Annotated in this window: 13 protein-coding genes; 11 read left to right on the top strand and 2 right to left on the bottom strand. The window is 72.2% G+C overall.

The genetic code is table 11. From position 1 onward, the window contains the following. Positions 1-4: 4 nt before the first annotated feature. A complete protein-coding gene (egtD, locus tag WME85_RS37795; protein ID WP_437827943.1) occupies positions 5-991 on the bottom strand; it encodes an L-histidine N(alpha)-methyltransferase in 987 nt (328 codons plus the stop codon). 193 nt (positions 992-1,184) lie between these two features. On the opposite strand from egtD, the gene WME85_RS37790 reads away from it, so the two are divergent. The 11 genes from WME85_RS37790 (at position 1,185) to WME85_RS37740 (ending at position 16,967) form a co-directional block, all read left to right on the top strand. Then, positions 1,185-1,727, top strand: coding sequence for a hypothetical protein (locus WME85_RS37790; RefSeq protein WP_437827941.1), 543 nt, complete (start codon positions 1,185-1,187; stop codon positions 1,725-1,727). Positions 1,728-1,875: 148 nt separating this feature from the next. Further along, positions 1,876-2,427: a hypothetical protein gene (locus tag WME85_RS37785; RefSeq protein ID WP_437827939.1), complete on the top strand. Its 552-nt coding sequence runs from the start codon at positions 1,876-1,878 to the stop codon at positions 2,425-2,427. Positions 2,428-2,521: 94 nt separating this feature from the next. After that, positions 2,522-3,535 (top strand): CAF17-like 4Fe-4S cluster assembly/insertion protein YgfZ, encoded by a 1,014-nt coding sequence (gene ygfZ / locus WME85_RS37780; RefSeq protein WP_437827936.1) that lies wholly within the window; start codon positions 2,522-2,524, stop codon positions 3,533-3,535. A 182-nt stretch (positions 3,536-3,717) separates the two neighbouring features. Beyond that, positions 3,718-4,296, top strand: coding sequence for a contractile injection system protein, VgrG/Pvc8 family (locus WME85_RS37775; protein WP_437827934.1), 579 nt, complete (start codon positions 3,718-3,720; stop codon positions 4,294-4,296). A gap of 288 nt (positions 4,297-4,584) precedes the next feature. After that, positions 4,585-6,681 carry a transketolase gene (gene tkt / locus WME85_RS37770; RefSeq protein WP_437827932.1) on the top strand — a complete coding sequence of 699 codons (2,097 nt, stop codon included), beginning with the start codon at positions 4,585-4,587 and terminating at the stop codon, positions 6,679-6,681. A gap of 385 nt (positions 6,682-7,066) precedes the next feature. Continuing rightward, a complete protein-coding gene (locus WME85_RS37765; RefSeq protein ID WP_437827929.1) occupies positions 7,067-7,558 on the top strand; it encodes a hypothetical protein in 492 nt (163 codons plus the stop codon). A 197-nt stretch (positions 7,559-7,755) separates the two neighbouring features. After that, positions 7,756-9,243, top strand: coding sequence for an RCC1 domain-containing protein (locus WME85_RS37760; RefSeq protein ID WP_437827926.1), 1,488 nt, complete (start codon positions 7,756-7,758; stop codon positions 9,241-9,243). Positions 9,244-9,374: 131 nt separating this feature from the next. Continuing rightward, positions 9,375-10,955 carry a hypothetical protein gene (locus WME85_RS37755; protein WP_437827924.1) on the top strand — a complete coding sequence of 527 codons (1,581 nt, stop codon included), beginning with the start codon at positions 9,375-9,377 and terminating at the stop codon, positions 10,953-10,955. A gap of 257 nt (positions 10,956-11,212) precedes the next feature. Continuing rightward, complete coding sequence (locus WME85_RS37750) at positions 11,213-12,907, top strand: serine/threonine-protein kinase (protein WP_437827921.1); 1,695 nt, start codon at positions 11,213-11,215, stop codon at positions 12,905-12,907. Positions 12,908-12,909: 2 nt separating this feature from the next. Beyond that, a complete protein-coding gene (locus tag WME85_RS37745) occupies positions 12,910-15,711 on the top strand; it encodes a hypothetical protein (RefSeq protein WP_437827919.1) in 2,802 nt (933 codons plus the stop codon). Further along, positions 15,708-16,967 carry a PEGA domain-containing protein gene (locus tag WME85_RS37740; RefSeq protein ID WP_437827918.1) on the top strand — a complete coding sequence of 420 codons (1,260 nt, stop codon included), beginning with the start codon at positions 15,708-15,710 and terminating at the stop codon, positions 16,965-16,967. The genes WME85_RS37745 and WME85_RS37740 overlap by 4 nt, the downstream gene beginning before the upstream one ends. A 369-nt stretch (positions 16,968-17,336) precedes the next feature. Here the strand turns inward: WME85_RS37740 and WME85_RS37735 are convergent, their stop codons facing one another. Next, entirely contained in the window at positions 17,337-17,558 is a 222-nt protein-coding gene (locus tag WME85_RS37735; RefSeq protein ID WP_437827915.1) for a hypothetical protein, read from the bottom strand. Between the last annotated feature and the right edge of the window lie 147 nt (positions 17,559-17,705).

Below are 17,705 nucleotides of genomic sequence, written 5' to 3'. Positions count from 1 at the left end.
CGGCTCACCGGCGCGCCGGGCGCTCCTCGGCGAGGAGCAGCGTCGTCGAGAACCGCCCGTTCGGCTCGATCCATTGCTTGGAACAGCGGAAGCCCGCGCGCTCCCCCATGCGCGCCACCCCGTCTGGCTCGTATTTGTACGAGCTCTCGGTCCAGATGGATTCGCCCTCCTCGAAGGCGACCTCGAGGTCGAGCGCGCCCACGCGGACCGCCTGCCGCCGGCGGCTGACGAGGTGCATCTCGACGCGCGCGCTCTCCGCGTTCCACGCGGCGCGGTGGTCGAACGAGCGCAGGTCGAACGTCCCGCCGAGCTCCCGGTTGATGCGCGCGAGCAGGTTCTTGTTGAAGGCGGCGGTGACGCCGAGCGGATCGTCGTACGCGAGCACGAGGTCCGCCGCGGGCTTCACGAGGTCGGCGCCGAGCAGCAGCCCGTCCCCGGGGCGGAGCGAGGCGCGCAACGTCGCGAGGAACGCCGCCGCGGCTTCCGGGTCCAGGTTGCCGATGTTCGAGCCGAGGAACAGCACGAGGACCGCGCCCCCGCCGTCCGGCCCCGCCGGGCGCCGCGCCGTCGCGCGGGACAGGCCTTCCTCGTACCTCGCCCGGTGCGCCGACGCCTCCACCCGCGGGAGGCGGCCCAGGGTCCGGCGCGAGAGGTCGAGCGCCGTCTCCGAGACGTCCACGAGGTGCACGCTGAGGCGCGGGACCCGCCTGCAGAGCGGCGCCGCGAGGAGGGCGAGCTTCTCCCCGCTGCCACAGCCGAGCTCGACGATCGAGGCGCCGGCCCCGAACGGCGCGACCATCTCCTCGGCGTGCCGCTCGAGCAGCGCCCGCTCCGCGCGCGTCAGCGGATACCAGGGGAGCTGACAGATCGCCTCGAACAGGTGCGAGCCGAGCGCATCGTAGAAATACTCCGGCGACAGGTGCTTGGGCGACGCCTTCAGGCCCGCCCTGACATCGGCCATGAACCGCTCGAGTGATTCTGTCCTCTGCATCCCAGGACCTTAGCGGCAGACCTACGAGCGCGCCTTCAAATGCGTGGGGCCCCAACGATTCCGGACGACGCCGCGCGCATTCCGCCGAGCTGCCTCGTTTTCTCCGGGGCAGCGGCGACCCGTTGCCCGCCCGATCCACCGCTGCTAGCTAGGAGCTGCCTCCGGGGGGAATCCGGGATCCAGAGCCAACCAGATGACGACCCCTGCACCCGGCGCGGCGAGCGGCGCGCCCCACCCTGTGAAGCTCGGCCCGTTCGACGCCGAGTTCCTCGCGGACCTGCCTTACGACCCCTCGGTGCTGTTCTTCGACGAGCTGCTCGAGGTGGACCCCGGGAAGGGCCTCGTGCGCTGCCGCATGCCCACCGACAGGCCGATGCCGCTCGTCGACGCGCAGCGGGCGCACCCGCTGCTGCACCCGCGCCACGTCGCCGGCGCGATCATGGTGCACGCCACGGGGATGCTCGGCTTCGTGCACGCCTACCACCTGCTCGGCCTGCGGCACCGCGAGGGCTGGATCGGCTATGGCACCAACATCCACCGGGTGGTCTTTCGCAAGCTCGTCCAGCCGGGCGCGCCCATCGAGGCCACGTGCGTGGCGAAGCGCTCCCGGATCGGTGTGACGCGGCACATGATCCGTTATGAGTTCGAGTTCCGCCACGAGGGCAGCGTCTGCTACGAGGGTGATCAGACGGCCGTGTGGATGCGCGTGCAGGACGTTCCAGCCATCGATTCCTGAACCGAGCTCGAGGAAGATGGAGCGATCCCTCGCTTGACCCGCGCGTTCGGCTCGTCTACCCGCCCACCCCATGCCTGAATTCGATGCGGGATCGATCGTCCCGTCCACACGCGATCTTCTCCAGGTGGTCTCCACCCGGAGGAAGAGCATGGCTCTTGTCGGGCTCGTTGGCTCGGAAGCGCCGGCGGAGGACGCGGCGCGGTTGCATGAGCTCAACATCTCCGCGCTGGCGTTCGCCGAGGCGGGGCCCGCCATGCAGGGGGCCGCGCGCGCGACGAAGACCGTGCCGTCGCTGTGCCTGTCGAAGGTGAGCGACCGCGACGGCGTGCTCGCGGCCCGCTACCACGGGGCGGACGGGGTCTGCATCGACGCGCTCTTGCCGCTCGACGACTGGGATCGCCTCGCGAAGGTGGCGCGGACGATGCGCATGCTGCCGCTCGCGCTGGCCGAGAGCCAGGAGGGGGCCGAGGCCGCCGCGAAGGTCGGCGCGCGCGCGGTCCTGGTCCGGGGCGCCTCGGCGGAGGCGGTGATCGCGAGCGTCGCGTCGCTCCCGAGGGCGCTCACGGTCGTCGCCGAGGTGCTCTCGGCCGACGCCGACGCGCTCCGGCGGCTCGTGGGCCACGTCGACGCGGCGGTCGTCCCGCCGGCGGTCCACACGTCGGCCCAGTTCCCGGCGCTCGTCGCCGAGGTCGACCCCTAGAGCGGCGGACGGCGGCGCGCGCGAGCGCGGCGGCCGGCGAAAAATCGAGCCGCCCCTCGACGCCCCGGGCTTCCGCCTCCACGATCTGGCCTTGATGGACCCGACCCACGAACTGGACGAGCAGCGGCGCGCGCTCCGCGAGGGGGCGCTCGTGCAGGCCATGCCCGAGCTCGGGACGCTGGTCGTCACCGGCTCGGACCGGCAGAGCTGGTTGAACGGCCTGGTCACCTGCGATCTCGCGCCGCAGAAGCCGCTCCCCCCCGGGGTGAGGGCGGCGCCTCCCGCGGGCGGGGCGTACGGGCTCAACGTGGTGAAGACGGGGAAGATCTTCGCCGAGGTGTGGATCGTCGTCGCGGCCGACCGCATCTACGTCGGCGCGCTGCGCGACCGCGTCGAGCGGCTCCGCGAGAGCTTCGAGCGTTACCTCATCATGGAGGACGCCGAGCTCCACGACGTCTCCGACGAGCACGCCTGGGTCTTCGCCCACGGCCCGCGGTCCGCCGATCTCGTGGCGGCCGGGCGCGCGGCCGGCGCGGAGGCGGCGATCGTCGACTGGACCGGCCTCGGGGGCGCGCTCTTCGTCGCGCCGCGGCCCGCCGAGGGCGCGGTCGTCGCGGCGCTCCTCGCCCCGGGCGAGGGGGGAGCCGCGCTGCCCACGACCGCGGCGGCGTGGGAGGTGCTCCGGGTCGAGAGCAACGTCCCGCGGTTCGGCGTCGACTTCGACGACCAGAACTTCCCGCAGGAGGCCTCGCTGGAGGAGCGCGCGGTCTCGTTCAACAAGGGCTGCTACCTGGGGCAGGAGACGGTGTTCATGCTCCAGATGCGCGGCCACGCGAAGAAGCGGCTCGTGCAGCTCGCCGTCGAGGGCGAGGGCGCCGTGCCCGCCGGCGCGGAGATCGCGCTGCCCGACGGCGCGGCCGTGGGCGCGGTCACGAGCCAGGTCGCGGATCCGGGCGGGCAGCGGGTGATCGCGCTCGGCTACGTGAAGTACAAGCACGCCGTCCAGGGCACGGCGCTCCAGGTCGCCGGCCGGCCGGCCGAGATCACGCGCGCGCCGGGGACGAGCGCGGCGGCGTCGGGCGCGAGCGGCGCGGCGCCGCGGCCGTGAAAAGAAAAAGCGTCGCGATGGTGGGAATTTTGATCTGCAAAGATCAATGTTAACCCCTGGGGCGAATACGACAGATCTTCGCTGGCAGACGCGCTGAGCAGTCTTGACATGGAAGGCCCTCTTGATAGGGTCGCGGCGCTTGGCGTTCCCTCGGAGACGGGGAGAGGCGCGGAGGGCTCGCGATGGCTCAACGTTCCGTTCGCCTGGAGTCGATCGCGTTGGCCGGCGTCCCTTTCGTCCTGTGCCGGACCCGACGCTCGTCCGGCGTTCATGGGCTGTACCGTTACGATGTCGAGCTCGCGGTGAACGACCTGGCGAGCCTGCGCGGCCGTGCGCTCTGGAAGAGCCGCGTGACGCTGGTGTTCGTGGCGAACGGAGAGGAGACGTTCGTGCACGGCATGGTCGCGGAGCACTCGCAGGTCCAGCACGCGGACCTGGACGGGATCAGCCTGCACCTCGCCATCGTGCCGCGCGTCTGGGAGATGACCCGGGTCACCGCGAGGGGCACGTTCCTCAACCTTGCCGTCCCCGAGATCGTGACCCGAAAGCTCACGGCCGCAGGGTTCAAGGCGGGGGAAGACTTCCGCTTGAACCTGCAACGCGAGCACCGGCCGCACGATCGTCTGGTCCAGCACGACCGGAGCGACTTCGACTTCATCGAAGAGCTCTGCAAGGTGGCGGGGCTGTCCATCTCCTTCATGCACAGTGAGGAGCGCGAGGTGCTCGTCATCTCGGACACGGAGGGCGTCTGGTGCTCATGAGACGCTCGAGCGCCCCGCCGTCCGCTGCCTCGGCCGTCGCGGCGGCCCGACTGGAGGCCCGACTGGCGGGCTGAAGAGGCGACAACTTCCCTGGCACACAGGGCTTGCTCCCGGTGCCCGTCGTCCTAGGTAGCGCTCTGGCAGGAGGCGCTCGAACGGTACGTGGCCGGCAGGCGCTCACGCCAGGACACGAGAGACGAGATCGCCGGCCGCCATCGGCCGACGATTCGCACGATTCGCGCGATTCGCGGCAACTCGCGCCGATGAGTTCGAGCCGAGGGCGGGGGCATGAACCAGGAAGAGCTCGACCGGTTGTGCGTCAACACCATCCGCTTCCTCGCGGTCGACATGGTGCAGCACGCGAACTCGGGCCATCCCGGCATGCCGCTCGACGCGGCGCCCATGGCCTACGTGCTGGCGACGCGCTTCCTCCGCAGGGACCCGGCGGCTCCGGGCTTCATCGATCGCGATCGCTTCGTGCTCTCGGCTGGCCACGCCTCGGCGCTCCTGTACGCCCTCATGCACCTCGTGGGCTATCGGGAGATGACGCTCGAGCAACTCCAGCGCTTCCGTCAATGGCAGAGCCTGACGCCCGGCCACCCCGAGAGCCACCTCACGAGAGGCGTCGAGGCCTCGACAGGGCCGCTCGGCCAGGGGGTCGCGAACGCGGTGGGCATGGCCATCGCCGAGGCGCACCTGGCTGCGCGCTACAACCGCCCGGGTCACGAGGTGTTCAACCACCACACCTACGCGCTCGCGAGCGACGGCGATTTCATGGAGGGCGTCCAGGCCGAAGTGGCTTCGCTGGCGGGGCACCTGAACCTCGGCAAGCTCATCGTCCTCTACGACTCCAACCGCGTCACGCTCTCGGGCACCACCGCGCTCACGTTCACGGAGGACGTGGCGGCCCGCTACCGCGCCTGCGGCTGGCACGTGCAAGAGGTCGGCGACGGCAACGATCTGGCGGCCATCTCGCGCGCGATCGAGGAGGCGAAGGAGGCCCGGGCGCGACCGTCGCTGATCGTGGTCAAGACGGTGATGGCCTACGGCTCGCCCGATCTCGCCGGCTCGTGGCGCGCGCACGGCAACCCGCTGGGCACGGAGGAGGTGAAGAAGACCAAGCGCAACCTCGGCTGGCCCGAGGATCCGCCCTTCTACATCCCGGCCGAGGCGCGCGCGTGCTTCCGCTCCGTCGGGGAGCGCGGCAAGGCCCTGCACGACGACTGGGACCAGCGCTTCGCCGCCTACGCCAGGGCGTATCCCGAGCTGGCGCGGGAGATCGAGCGGCGCTTCAGCGCAGAGCTCCCTGCCGGCTGGGACGAGAGCCTGCCCAGGTGGCCCGCCGACGCCAAGGGGATGGCCACCCGCAAGGCCTCCGAGGCAGTGCTGCAAGAGCTGGCGAAGACGGTGCCGGAGCTCGTCGGCGGCTCGGGTGACCTGGATCCTTCGACGTTCACCTGGCTCAAGGAGGGCGGCGACTTCGAGTCACCGGCAAGGCAGCGTGAGGGCGTGGACGGGGTCGTCGGTGGCGGCTGGAGCTACGCGGGGCGCAACATCCACTTCGGCGTCCGCGAGCACGCGATGGGCGCGATCGTCAATGGCCTGGTCTATCACGGCGGCTTCATCCCCTTCGGCGCGACGTTCCTGGTCTTCGCCGACTACATGCGTCCGCCCCTACGTCTCTCGGCCATCGCCCGGCTGCGATCGATCTGGGTCTACACGCACGACAGCATCGGCGTCGGCGAGGACGGGCCGACGCACGAGCCGGTGGAGCAGATCGCCAGCCTGCGCGCCATCCCGGGGATGATCGTGCTGCGCCCGGGGGACGCCAACGAGACCCGCTGCGCCTGGCAGGTGGCCATCGAGACCCACGACACGCCGATCGCGCTCATCCTCTCACGCCAGAGCGTGCCCACCCTCGATCGCCGCGCCCTGGCCCCTGCCGAGGAGCTGCGCCGGGGCGCGTACGTGCTCAATCGAGGCGAGGCCGATCCCGAGCTCATCCTGATCGGGACCGGCTCCGAGGTGCCGCTCATCGTCGCCGCCGAGCCGGTCCTGCGCCAGCGCGGCGTCCGGGTGCGCCTTGTGTCGATGCCGTCGTGGGAGCTCTTCGCGCAGCAGAGCGCGGAGTACCGCGAGAGCGTGCTGCCCCGCGCGGTGAAGGCCAGGCTCGCCGTGGAAGCCGCCCGATCGTTCGGCTGGGAGCGCTGGGTCGGCTCGGACGGCGACGTCCTCTCCGTCGACCGGTTCGGGGCCTCGGCGCCCGGCGGTCTCGTGATGAGGGAGTACGGTTTCTCGGTCGATCACGTCGTGGAGCGCGCCCTCGCGCTCCTCGAAAGGTCGACAGGCGCGCTGCCGCCCACGAGCCCGCCGGGGGGCGCATGAGTCAAGCTGCCTCCCGAGCAAGAATGAGATCTGGAGCGCCAAGGTCGCCGACCTGGTCCGCCACGCGGCCGCGTACGGCACGAGCTCGCTGTTCGCAAAGGTAGCAGCCCGCCCTGCAGGCCTTTGACGAGCGCCTCGAAGGCCTCGCCGAACGCGAGATCGACGAAGCGCCAGCGTGCTCATCGGCAGCAGCGCGCCCGTGAGCACGTGGAGCGTGCCGCTGGCCCGGTCGAGCGCGCACAGCGGCAGCATCGGTCGTCGGGCGCTCGCGCAGCGCTGCATCGAACGCCTACCGTTCCCGCAGATGGAGCTCCATGAGAGGCAAGCGCACGCGCGATGCGCCCGCATCGCCGGCGAAGACGAGCGCGTGCGCGAAGGAGGCAGCATGAACACGAACCGGATCCGTCTGGGGACCTCTGCGCTCTTTGCCATGGCTTCATTCTCCCTCGTGATCGCGGGCTTCACCGACACGATGGAGGGCACGGAGGACGAGAGAGAGGTGGACTGGAAGGCCTGTCAGCGGCGGCATGCCCACGCATCCAGCCAGGTGGAGCGCGTCCGGGCCGCTTACCGGGCGTGCGCCACCGACAGCGATTGCGTCATCGTCGACACGAGCACCTACTGCGGCGGCACCTGTGGTGAGGTGATCCACCGGGCGGGCGTCCAGCAGATGAGGCGCGTCATCTCTCACCTCAACGCGACGGTATGCCGCGAGAACTGGAGGATGGGCTGCCCCTACGGCACGCCTGCGTGCCTGGCGTCCAGGGCCGTCTGCGCCCGCGGGGAGTGCACGTCGGAAGCCGCGGCGACATCGCCAGGATCAGCCCTCCCGGCGGACGAGCCAGGCGCTTTACCGACATGCCCCGCGGCACACTGAAGATCCGGGCTGGCGAGAGGGTCGCGGTCATTGGCCCATCGCCGTCGCGACCTCCGCGCGAAATGCAGCCAGGCGCCGGCTCCCCGTGAGGCCCTCGGGGAAAGCGGGGACATCGGTGATCGGGCCCAACTGGACTTCTTGTCCTCCGTGCGGTAAGGGTGAATAAAGTACGCTGGGAGTGTAGCCTGATGCTTGAGATGAAGAGGAACACCCGGACGCGACCGAGCTTCTGCTCCTTTCTCGTCGTCGCCACCCTCGCTGCGGGGGCGGGATGCTCCGCTCCCGACCGGCGTTTCTCCGACACTGGCGCGGGTGGCGGAACGGGCGGCGGTCCGATCGACGGGCAGAACGGCGGAGGCGACGGCGCGTCCGGCGGGGGTGACGGCGAGGGCGGCGGGGGCGAGGGCGGCGGCGAGGGTGGCGGTGGCGCGTCCGGCGAGGGCGGGTCCGGCGGTGGGGGCGGTGGTGATCCTGGATGTCAGATCCCGCCGGACAGCCCCACGCTCGCCGACGCCGTCATGGTGGCTGCCGGCGACAGCCATACGTGCGCGATCCGGCATGACGGCTCTCTCTACTGCTGGGGGGACAACTCGTTTGGCCAGCTGGGTGTTCCGCAGGCGATGGCGGTCTCCTCGAGCACGCCGGTGAGGGTGCTTTTCCCTGCCTCGCTCGGCACGGCGACGATCACGCAGGTCGCGTTGACCGAGCGGGCGACCTTCGCGATCGACAGCCAGCTCCGACTCTGGGCCTGGGGAAACAACGAGACCGGGATCCTCGCGAACGGCTCCAAGGACGCGATGGCCCATGACGCCCCGGCGATCGTCAATGACGGTGCGGCCCCGTTGCTCGTGCGCAAGATCGCGCCAGAGTGGTACTCGGCGTGCGCGCTCACCTCGACCAGCAGCATTTACTGCTGGGGGGCCAACCTGTTCTCGAGCCTCGGGCCGGACGCGAGCGGCGAGGAGAGCCTCGTCCCGGTGAAAGCGTTCAACTTCACCGCGACGGCCGGTCCGAGGGCCATCCTCGCGCGGGGCATCGGCTCGATAGGCACCTGCTTCTCGACCGGGGCCGCGGAGGACGGGCTGCGTTGCTGGGGCGCGATCGGCGGCGGTTATATCCTCACGAACACCTCCGCCAGCTCCCAGGGCGGCGCGAACTACAGCGCGCACATGCCGCTCATCGAGGCGGGAGCGACGCTGCCATTGTCCGAGATCTCCTACGGCACGAACTTCGGCTGCGCGCGCGACGACGTGGGAGGCCTCTTCTGCTGGGGGACGAACAACAGCTCAGGTCAGCACGGCGCCGAGGCTCCCCCGGCCGGGACGGCGGCTGCGATCCCGGGTGTGTGGGGTCCGATGTCCACCGGCTACGTATTCGTCTGCGCGATCGACGACCAGCGCCGGCTCCGCTGCCGTGGCAGCAACGAGCAAGGGCAGCTCGGTCGCAGCACGCCGATGATGGGCGATAATGCGCGAATGGAGCCCGTCGTGCTTGGCGACGGCACCGCGCTCGCCAGGGTCGTCGCGGTGAGCGCCGGCTTCTTCCACACGTGCGCGATCGTCGAGGGGGCGTGCGGCCCCACGGGCCCTGGCCAGGTCCTGTGCTGGGGCAAAGGCACCCTGGGTCAGCTTGGCGACGGCGCCGGGACGAGCTCCGCGGTCCCCGTCGAGGTGAAGGCGCCCTGAGCGCTCTCTTGGACACAGGCCGCGGCGTGCGCTGAACGGCCAAGCCAGCGCGCCCGCGCCCGGCCCTGGGTCACCGGGCCGGGCCGCTCCCGCCCGCTCCAGCCGACCAGCAGCGGCGCCGCCGGCGCCTGGTGTTTGAAGATGCGCCGTGCCTCGGGGCGCTGGTCGGCACGGGAGTTGTTAGGCGTCCTCTGGGCCCCGCGTCGATGCGTCCAGACCCCGCGCAGAAGCGCCTGCGTGCGCAGCCGGTTTCGCGTCGTCAGCGAATGGCGCTGACCGGGGCGTGCGCGCTCCTTACGCAGCTCGGCGCGGCCGGGTCCGCGCGCGGCGGGGAGGAGCCGGGGTCGAGCGCCGCGGCTGACGAGGAGGCTTCTCCGCGCTCGATCGCGATCGTGAAGGACGAGCGCTGGGGAGCGTCGCTGTCGCTGGGCGTCGACGCGCTCGCCGCGGCGACGCGGGGCGATGGCGCGCGGGGCGGGCTGCGGCCGTACATCGACGGCGAGGGGTGGATCGGGTGGACGGCCGCGGAGCCGGACGCGAGTGCGCCTGGCGTGGGCCTCTTTTCGCCATCGACGCTCGATGCGCGCCGCGGCCTGATCGTCCGCGCGGGCGCGGCTGGCCTCGCCGCGGCGCGATCGACGGGCGGCGCTCGGGCGTTCGAGTGGCGCGTGGCGGAGAGCGCGACGCTTCAGCTCACGCCGGTCGTCCTGGAGCAGCGGTTCTCGTACCAGAGGCCTGTGGAGTTTACCGATCGCTTCTGGCGATCGCAGCGCGGCGTGATGTCGGTGGGCGGCCGGTTCGCTCTCCCGGGCATGCTCACGGTGCTGCCGGCGAAGGTGAACCTGATGAGCCTCGCGGTCGAGGCCGACGTGCTGCGCTCCGAGGAGGGGACCACGCAGCGCGATCTCGGGGTCGAGATGGTCGCAATCGAGTTCTTCGACCGGAGCCCCGAGCAGCCGGTCCGTGCGGCGGTCATCGATTTGAAAGTGGCGCAGCAGAACGCGCCGTTCCAGCGGAGGGAGGAGGAGCGCACCGATCTGCAGGCGCTCACGATCGAGCTCGATGTGCTGTCGCTCGCGGGCATCTCGCTGTCGAGGCGACTGTCGCTCGGGGCGCGGGGCGGCATCGGTATCGCTGTGCCGACGCACCTCTATGACGCCACGCCGCCGCCGGAGGCGCCGTCGTCGGAAGAGGGCGAGAAGGAGAGCGTCCCGAGCGTCCTGATGCCGACCCTCTTCGGGGATCTGGTCTATCGGTCGACGGCGCTGCCTTTCGTGCCGAGCTGGAGCTCTCTCGACCGGTATGTCGCTGGGGAGCGTGGGCCTGGCGCGGCGATCGGCGTCGGGACGTTCTCGCGGCTCGATCCGACAGGGAGCGCGGGCGACGTGGGGGGCCAGGTCGCGGCGGAGGGCCGGGTGCCGATCACGCGTGAGATCTACGCAGGCGGCAGCGGCACGGTCGTGCTGGCGGAGCGGGTCGTGGTGAGCGATCTGGGCGTGCCGGAAGGGGCGCCTCGGGTGGGGGAGATGATCTTGCTGGCGCGCGTGGCGGCCCAGGTGGAATGGGAGCTCACGAGGGGGGTCACGCAGCGCGCGTCTGCGTTTATCGAGCGGAGCGACCGCGATGATCCTGTGGGCCTCGGCGGCGCGCCGTCGGCGAGCTTGCGGCCGAGGTGGGGAGTGACTGTGTCGCTCGCTGCGACGGTGTTCTGAGATCCGCTGCTGCCGGCGCCGCTCGGCCGGAACGTCGGAGGTGCCGGCCGGCGCCTCGTCGTCACGCTGGAAGCGAGCCGAAGAGCGACGCCCCTACGGCGCGCGTCCGCGAGCATCGTCTGCTCGTGGTAGAACTCCGGCGTCAGGTGGCATAGGCAGGGGTGCGCGGCGCCCGCCCGCCAGAGCTCCGGCCGGTTTGCGACGCTCGGGATCTGTGCCGCGACGGGCTCCCCGTGTACGCTCTCCCTGGCCTCCTCATGTCGACATGCCCTACGTGCCGAACCGAGCATGCGGACGGCGTCGTCGCTTGCCCGCCGGACGCTGACACGCTCTCGCCAGACCCCGCGCTGCCGGGCGCCGATCCGGATCTCGCGCCAGGCACTCCGGTCGGCGAGTACCGCATCGAGGCGAAGATCGGGGTAGGGGGCTTCGGCACGGTCTACCGCGCCATGCACCCGGTCATCGGCAAGGCGGCGGCCATCAAGGTCCTGAGCCGCCAGTGCTCGGCGAACCCGCAGCTCGTCTCCCGCTTCGTCGCCGAGGCGCGGGCCGTGAACCAGATCCGGCACCGCAACATCATCGACATCTTCTCGTTCGGCGCCCTCGAGGACGGCCGGCACTACTACGTGATGGAGCTGCTCGAGGGGATGACCCTCGACGCCTACCTCCGCAAGCGCGGGCGCCTCCCGCCCGCCGAGGCGCTGCCCATCCTCGTCAAGATCGCGCGCGCGCTCGACGCCGCGCACGCCGCGGGCATCGCCCACCGCGACCTCAAGCCCGAGAACGTGTTCCTGGTCTTCGACGAGGACGGGGCGATCTTCCCGAAGCTGCTCGACTTCGGCATCGCCAAGCTGCTCGGAGAGCCCTCGACGACAGCGCACAAGACGCGGACGGGGCACCTGATCGGGACGCCGCTCTACATGTCCCCCGAGCAGTGCCGCGGCAGGAACGTCGATCACCGGACGGACGTCTACTCGTTCGGGATCCTGGCGCACGAGGTGCTCGCCGGCGCGCCGCCGTTCGACGGCGAGAGCGCGTTCGACCTCCTGACCAAGCACACGTCGGAGCCGGCTCCCCCCGTGTCGAGCCTGGCCACGCACCTGTCGCCGGCGCTCGACGCGCCGCTCTTGCGGATGCTCGAGAAGGACCCCGCGAGCCGCCCGGCGTCGCTGATCGAGGCGACCGCGGCGCTCGTGGAGGCCGCGCGGGGCGCAGGTTACGACGTGCCCACGGGCCTGCTGCGGGCGAGCGACGCCGCCGTCGGGCGCGGCGGGAGCGACGCCGCCAGGCGCCGCGCGCGCGTCGCAGCCGCGGAGACGCTGGCCGCCGGGCTCGCGCCGACGCAGCCGGGTCCCGTCGCGGGCGCGAGCACGGACCTCAACGGGACCGAGACGGTGCTGCAGCGGTCGCTGCCGGGCAAGGTGGAGAGCACACCGGCCGCGGTGTCGCGGCGGAGGGCAGCGATCGCCGCGGTCGCCATGCTCGGCGGCGCCGCGGCCGCCGCGCTCACGCTGCGCCTCACGGGCAGCGAGCATCTGGCCGACGCCCCGCGCGCGCCGGCGTCGGCTGCGCCGGAGTCGGCTGCGCCGGAGTCGGCCGCGCTGCTCGCCCCGGTCGCGCCGGCGCCCGCCGCCTCGGCCGCACCGGCGCCCGCGGACGCGCCCACGGCGAGCGCCCGCGCGGCGCCGCCCGAGGTCGAGCTCCAGATCCACGCGACGCCGAAGGGGATCGAGGTGTGGAGCGAGGGCAAGCTCGTCGGCAAGGCGCCGGGGCCGCTGCGCCTGCCGCGCGGGCGCGCCGTGAAGCTCACCTTCAAGTCGCCCGGTTACCAGGAGCAGGCGCAGGAATTCCCGGCCGAAGCGGACGGCGCGCTCACCGTGTCGTTGAAGAGGGCGGCGGCGACCACGAGGGGCACCGTCAGGAAGGGCGACCTGGAAGATCCGTTCCAGTGAGCATGCGCGCGCGATCCCGCTCCACGCGACATGTAAGGGCGGCCGCGGGCGCCGCGGCGCTGCTCGGCGCGGCGGCCGGTTCCGCCGGGTGCGACGAGCTCGGCGAGATCACCCCGGGCATCTGCGGCAACGGCGTCATCGAGCCGTCGCGCAACGAGGACTGCGACTGCTTCGAGGCCAGCGAGGCGTGCGTCGTCGAGACGAAGAACGCGCAGGGCGCGACCTCGAGCGCCGTGTGCAACCCGCCACGGAGCGAGAACGAGTGCCGCTTCGGGTGCGACGACGCCGGCCAGGGGTGCCCGAGCGGGTGGGGCTGCGGGATCGACCGCGTGTGCCGCGTCTCCACGGGCAAGTTCAAGCCGCTCGGCGCCGCGTTGCCGCTCGGCGCGCAGCGGCTGCTCACGGGCGATCTCGACGGCGACGGCCGCGGCGACCTCGTGGGCGTCGGCTCGACGAGCCTCGAGGCGCTCTACTTCGATGCGAACGGCACCGTGGGGACACAGGTGTCGATCCCCTCCGCCGGGGACACGCCCGCGCTCGCGCGCCTGACCGACGACGGGACGACCGACATCGCGCTCAGCGTGGGGCCCGGCGTGGCGATCCTGAGCGGCCAGCCGGGTCGCACGTTCGCGCCGGTCCCCGTGCTCGCGTTCGTGTTTCGCCTGGAGTCGCTGAGCGGCGCGGAGCCCGGGACGATGACCTTGCGCGGGGCGCGCCTCCTGCCGGTCGGCAGCACACCCGAGGACGGGCAGACGTGGATCGCCCTGGTCGCCGGCACCGACACGGGCGGCGCGGCGCCGGAGGACGTCATCGTCGTCGTGCAGGGGGGGCAGAGCGGCCGGTTGTCGCTCGTCGATCAGCAGCGCGGGCGGCGCGACGTCGCCGGTCCGCTCGTGAGCGCGGACCTCGACGGCGGTGGGCTCCACGAGGTGGTCGTCGCCCTCGCGGACGACTCGGCCGTGCGCGTCTACTCGCCGGACAGCGGCGCGCACACCGCTGTCGAGCTCCCGGCCGGCGCGCGGATCGCGGGCGCGCCCTTCCTCCGGGACGTGACCGGCGACGGCATCCTCGATCTGCTCGTCGGCGCCACGTGCGCGCAGCGCGATCCGGGCCTGCCCGCGGGTGCCGCCTGCTACGAGCTCGACGTCGCGGAGGGCGCGGGCGGCGGCGCGTTCGGGGACATGCAGCCTTACGGCGATCTCTCGTACCCGGCCGGCGAGACGGGCTCCGAGCGCTCGCCCGGCCCCGGGGCCCCCGTCGCCATCGGCGATCTCAACGGCGACGGGGTGCTCGACGTCGTGGATCCCGGCGCCGTGAGGCTCGGAAAGGCCCGGACGTCTCCTCCATACCAGGTCGAGTTCGACCGGCTCGCGCCGGCGAACGGCCGGCGCTGGACCAGCGCGGTGATCGCGGACCTGACCGGCAACGGCGTGTCCGACGTGATCACCGGCTCCGCAGACGCGACGGATCTGACGTTCTTCAACGGCGTCCGCGGCGCGTTGCCCTCCGACTTCAAGCTCAACGAGCTCAAGATCCCGACGCTGGGCAACGTCTCGAGCTTCGTCGTGGGCGACTTCGACGGCGATCTCCTGCCGGACCTCTCGTTCGCCGAGAGCGCCGGCAGCTCGTTGTCGAGCGCGGTCCACCCGACGCTCGCCGTCTGCTTCGGCCGGTACATGAAGGCGCCGGAGGCTCCGGTGCGGCTCGGCGCCTTCGAGGGGCTCCTCGATGTCGCGGCGGTGCGGCTGCCCGCGCCGGACGACGCCGTGGACGACCTCAGCGTGCTCTTCTCGCACGGCGGGGACATCGCGTTCAGCCTCATCGAGGGCAGCAGCTCGCGGTCGTTGCTGCCGCCGCTGCCGCTCGTCCGCGCGGGCGACGTGCGGCGGGCAGGCGAGCTGCGCGCCGTGAAGAGCGTCGCCGGCCGCTTCAGGGGCGCTCGGGCGGCGGTCGCCTCGCTGACGATCGTGCCTCCGAGCCCTGGCTCCTCCGCGGGCCTGGCCGATCTCTGGCTCCTGCCGGCGGTCGACGCGGACGCGATCGCCATGGTCGACGAGGACGAGGACGAGCAGCGCATCTCGCTTCCCGCGGAGCTCGTCCCCTCGCGGGAGCCCGCGTGGGCGCTGGATGGGGTCGCCGTCGACCTCGACGGCGATGGAGCGGACGAGATTGTCCTCTCGCTGCCGGTGGAGGTCGTGGAGGAGGAGGAGGACGCGGCGGCTGGGTCAGGGGCGCCCGCGCTGGGGGGCGCGGTCGTCCTCGTGCGCCACGGCGCGAGCGGCGCGCTCGGGGTGCCGGAGGCGGCCATCGCGCCAGCGCCTGGCACGCTGTACGGGGGGCTCCGCGCGGGCGACGTGAACGGCGACGAGCGCGCGGACGTCGTGGGCATCGCTTACCGGCTGGAGCCGGGGACGCGCAGGATCGCGGCGAGCCGGCTCGCCGTCTTCTGGAACACGGGCGACGGCGCGCTGGCCGCGCCGGTCGAGCTCGAGCCCACGGACGCCGGTCTGGACGACCTGGCGAGCGAGGTCACGAGCGCCGACTTCGCCCGCATCGACGAGGTGGCGGGAAGGGCGCTCGTGGTGCTCACGCGCCGCGCGGCCTACGCGCTCGATGCTTGCGGCGATGATGCGGCGGCTTGCCAGGACCTGGGCGGGCACCTGCTCCGCAGCCGCAAGCTGGACGGCATCCCCGGCGGCTCCGCGATCGCGACGTGCGACGTCCTCGGCGACGGGGTCGACGACCTCGGGGTGCTCAGCGACGGCGTGCTCCGCGTCCACGAAGGGGTCCCGATCCGCCGATGAGGACCTCGCTTTGCGTCGTGCTGATGGCCCTCGCGGCGACCGCGCTCGCGCCGCGTGCGGCCTCGGCCGAGGAGGACATCGAGCAGGCGAAGGCCCTCTTCAACGCCGGCGCCCAGGCCTACGCCGCGACGCGGTACCGCGACGCGGTGCAGTCCTTCGAGGCGGCGTACAGGAAGGCGCCGCGCCCTGCTCTGCTCTTCTCGCTCGCTCAGGCCTACCGCCGCCTGTATGTGGTCGAGCAGAGCCCCGAGGCGCTGAGGGCGGCCATCGCGAATTACCGGCGGTACCTGGAGGAGGTCCCGCGGGGCGGGCGCCGCGCGGACGCGACCGAGGCCCTGAGCGAGCTCGGCGTGATTACTGCGCGCCTCGAGGCGAGCGATCCGTCGTCGCCCGCCGCGCCCGCCGCGCCGGAGGCGGCGCCGCCCGACGCCAGGCCGAGGACCCGCATCAACGTCACCTCGCCGACCGCGGGGGCCCGCGTGTCCATCGATGGCCGCGCGCCGGTCGAGGTGCCGCTGATGGCCGAGGTCCAGCCGGGCAAGCACCGGATCACGATCACGGCCGACGGCCACATCGACGAGGAGCGCGAGGTGGTCGCGATCGAGGGGGACGTCCTCGGGATCGACAGGGAGCTGCGCGAGCGGCCGGCGCTCCTCCAGGTGAAGGCCCCCGTCGGCGCGCAGGTCACGCTGGACGGGCGCTTCGTCGGCACGACGCCGCTGCCGCTCATGCAGGTCGCTCCCGGCAAGCGCTTCTTCGTCGCCACGAAGAACGGCCACAAGCCGTTCTCGCGCGAGCTGTCGCTCCGCCGCGGCGAGCGCCGCGTCATCGAGGTGGACCTCTCGAGCTCCTTCCAGCGGAAGATGTCCTATGGCCTCGTCGCGGTGGGGGTCCTGTGCGCCGCCGTCGGCGTGCTGACGCTGTCGTCGAGCCTCGCTGAAGAGGAGAACGCGCGCGAGATCGAGGAGAAGCGCGGGCAGCAGGGGATCTCCGAGGAGGAGCTGGGCCAGTACCGAGCTCACCTCGACACGCGCGACGAGCTCGCGAACGCCACCACGGGCCTGTTCGGCACGGCCACGGCGTTCGCCCTCGGCGGCTTCGTGTTCTACGCCTTCGACACGCCGACCCCGCCGCCGCTGCCCGCGCGCACGGACCCAACCCCCGCGCGCACGGGCGGCCCGATGCTCGAGCTCTCCGCCGCGCCGATCCTCGGACCGGGGCTCGGCGGAGCGGGGCTCGTCGGCCGGTTCTGGTGACGGCGCCGCAGCGCCCTGGGTGGCCGGGGGCGTCCATCGCGAGCTGCACTGGTCCGAGCTGTTGAGGCGGCTAGCTAGTCGAAACTATCGATGTTTCATCCGTTCGTCCCTCGCCACCAGGGAGGAAGCCCAAGGACGAATTTGCCGTGGCGAACCGGCGCGATCCGTGGAATTCAGCGCGGTTCCGGGGAGGCGTGACGGCGGATCGCTCCGCCTCGGGAGGCATGGACCCAACCCGGGCCCAACCGGCGGCCTTCGGGGGTCGAGGGCTCGCGCCGACCGACGCGTTGCCTCGGGCCACCGTCGTCGCCTCGCTCGCCGAGGCGCTCACCCGTGCTGTCGCGCTCGGGGACGACGCGGCAGCCCGGGTCATTCACGAGGCGATTGGTCGGCTGCTCGGGTTGCCGATGGCACCGGAGGGGTGAGCAGGCTCGGGTCGAACGCTGAGCCCGCCGCTCGCGTGGACTCGCTGCCGGATCCTTGCCGCTCGTCAGCGCTCGCGGGCTCTGCTGAGATCGCCCGCGCGTAGTGGTTGCGCTTGCCCAGCACGGAGAGATCGAACAGCGAGAAGTCCTCCGCCTCGTCGAGCACGAGGTGGGCTATCGGCGCCGCGTCGATGCCGGCGGCGAGGGCGCGCAGGAAGCGCAGGATCGGGAGCTCCTCGACGTCGCTGGTGGCTTGCTTGGGTGAGCAAATCTTGCTGGCGCCCCGACCTCCACCGGAAGGCCGGGCCGCTCC

Source organism: Sorangium sp. So ce1153 (assembly GCF_051521595.1).
Classification (GTDB): Bacteria; Myxococcota_A; Polyangia; order Polyangiales; family Polyangiaceae; genus Sorangium.
This window is presented reverse-complemented; position numbering and strand designations above follow the sequence as displayed.

What these genes read in the sequence shown, in the direction of transcription:
- WME85_RS37760 (WP_437827926.1), top strand. Translation starts at nt 7,756, where the DNA reads ATGAAGAGGAACACCCGGACGCGACCGAGCTTCTGCTCCTTTCTCGTC.
- WME85_RS37790 (WP_437827941.1), top strand. Translation starts at nt 1,185, where the DNA reads ATGACGACCCCTGCACCCGGCGCGGCGAGCGGCGCGCCCCACCCTGTG.
- WME85_RS37740 (WP_437827918.1), top strand. Translation starts at nt 15,708, where the DNA reads ATGAGGACCTCGCTTTGCGTCGTGCTGATGGCCCTCGCGGCGACCGCG.
- egtD (WP_437827943.1), bottom strand. Translation starts at nt 991, where the DNA reads ATGCAGAGGACAGAATCACTCGAGCGGTTCATGGCCGATGTCAGGGCG.
- WME85_RS37750 (WP_437827921.1), top strand. Translation starts at nt 11,213, where the DNA reads ATGTCGACATGCCCTACGTGCCGAACCGAGCATGCGGACGGCGTCGTC.
- WME85_RS37785 (WP_437827939.1), top strand. Translation starts at nt 1,876, where the DNA reads ATGGCTCTTGTCGGGCTCGTTGGCTCGGAAGCGCCGGCGGAGGACGCG.
- WME85_RS37775 (WP_437827934.1), top strand. Translation starts at nt 3,718, where the DNA reads ATGGCTCAACGTTCCGTTCGCCTGGAGTCGATCGCGTTGGCCGGCGTC.
- ygfZ (WP_437827936.1), top strand. Translation starts at nt 2,522, where the DNA reads ATGGACCCGACCCACGAACTGGACGAGCAGCGGCGCGCGCTCCGCGAG.
- tkt (WP_437827932.1), top strand. Translation starts at nt 4,585, where the DNA reads ATGAACCAGGAAGAGCTCGACCGGTTGTGCGTCAACACCATCCGCTTC.
- WME85_RS37745 (WP_437827919.1), top strand. Translation starts at nt 12,910, where the DNA reads ATGCGCGCGCGATCCCGCTCCACGCGACATGTAAGGGCGGCCGCGGGC.
- WME85_RS37765 (WP_437827929.1), top strand. Translation starts at nt 7,067, where the DNA reads ATGAACACGAACCGGATCCGTCTGGGGACCTCTGCGCTCTTTGCCATG.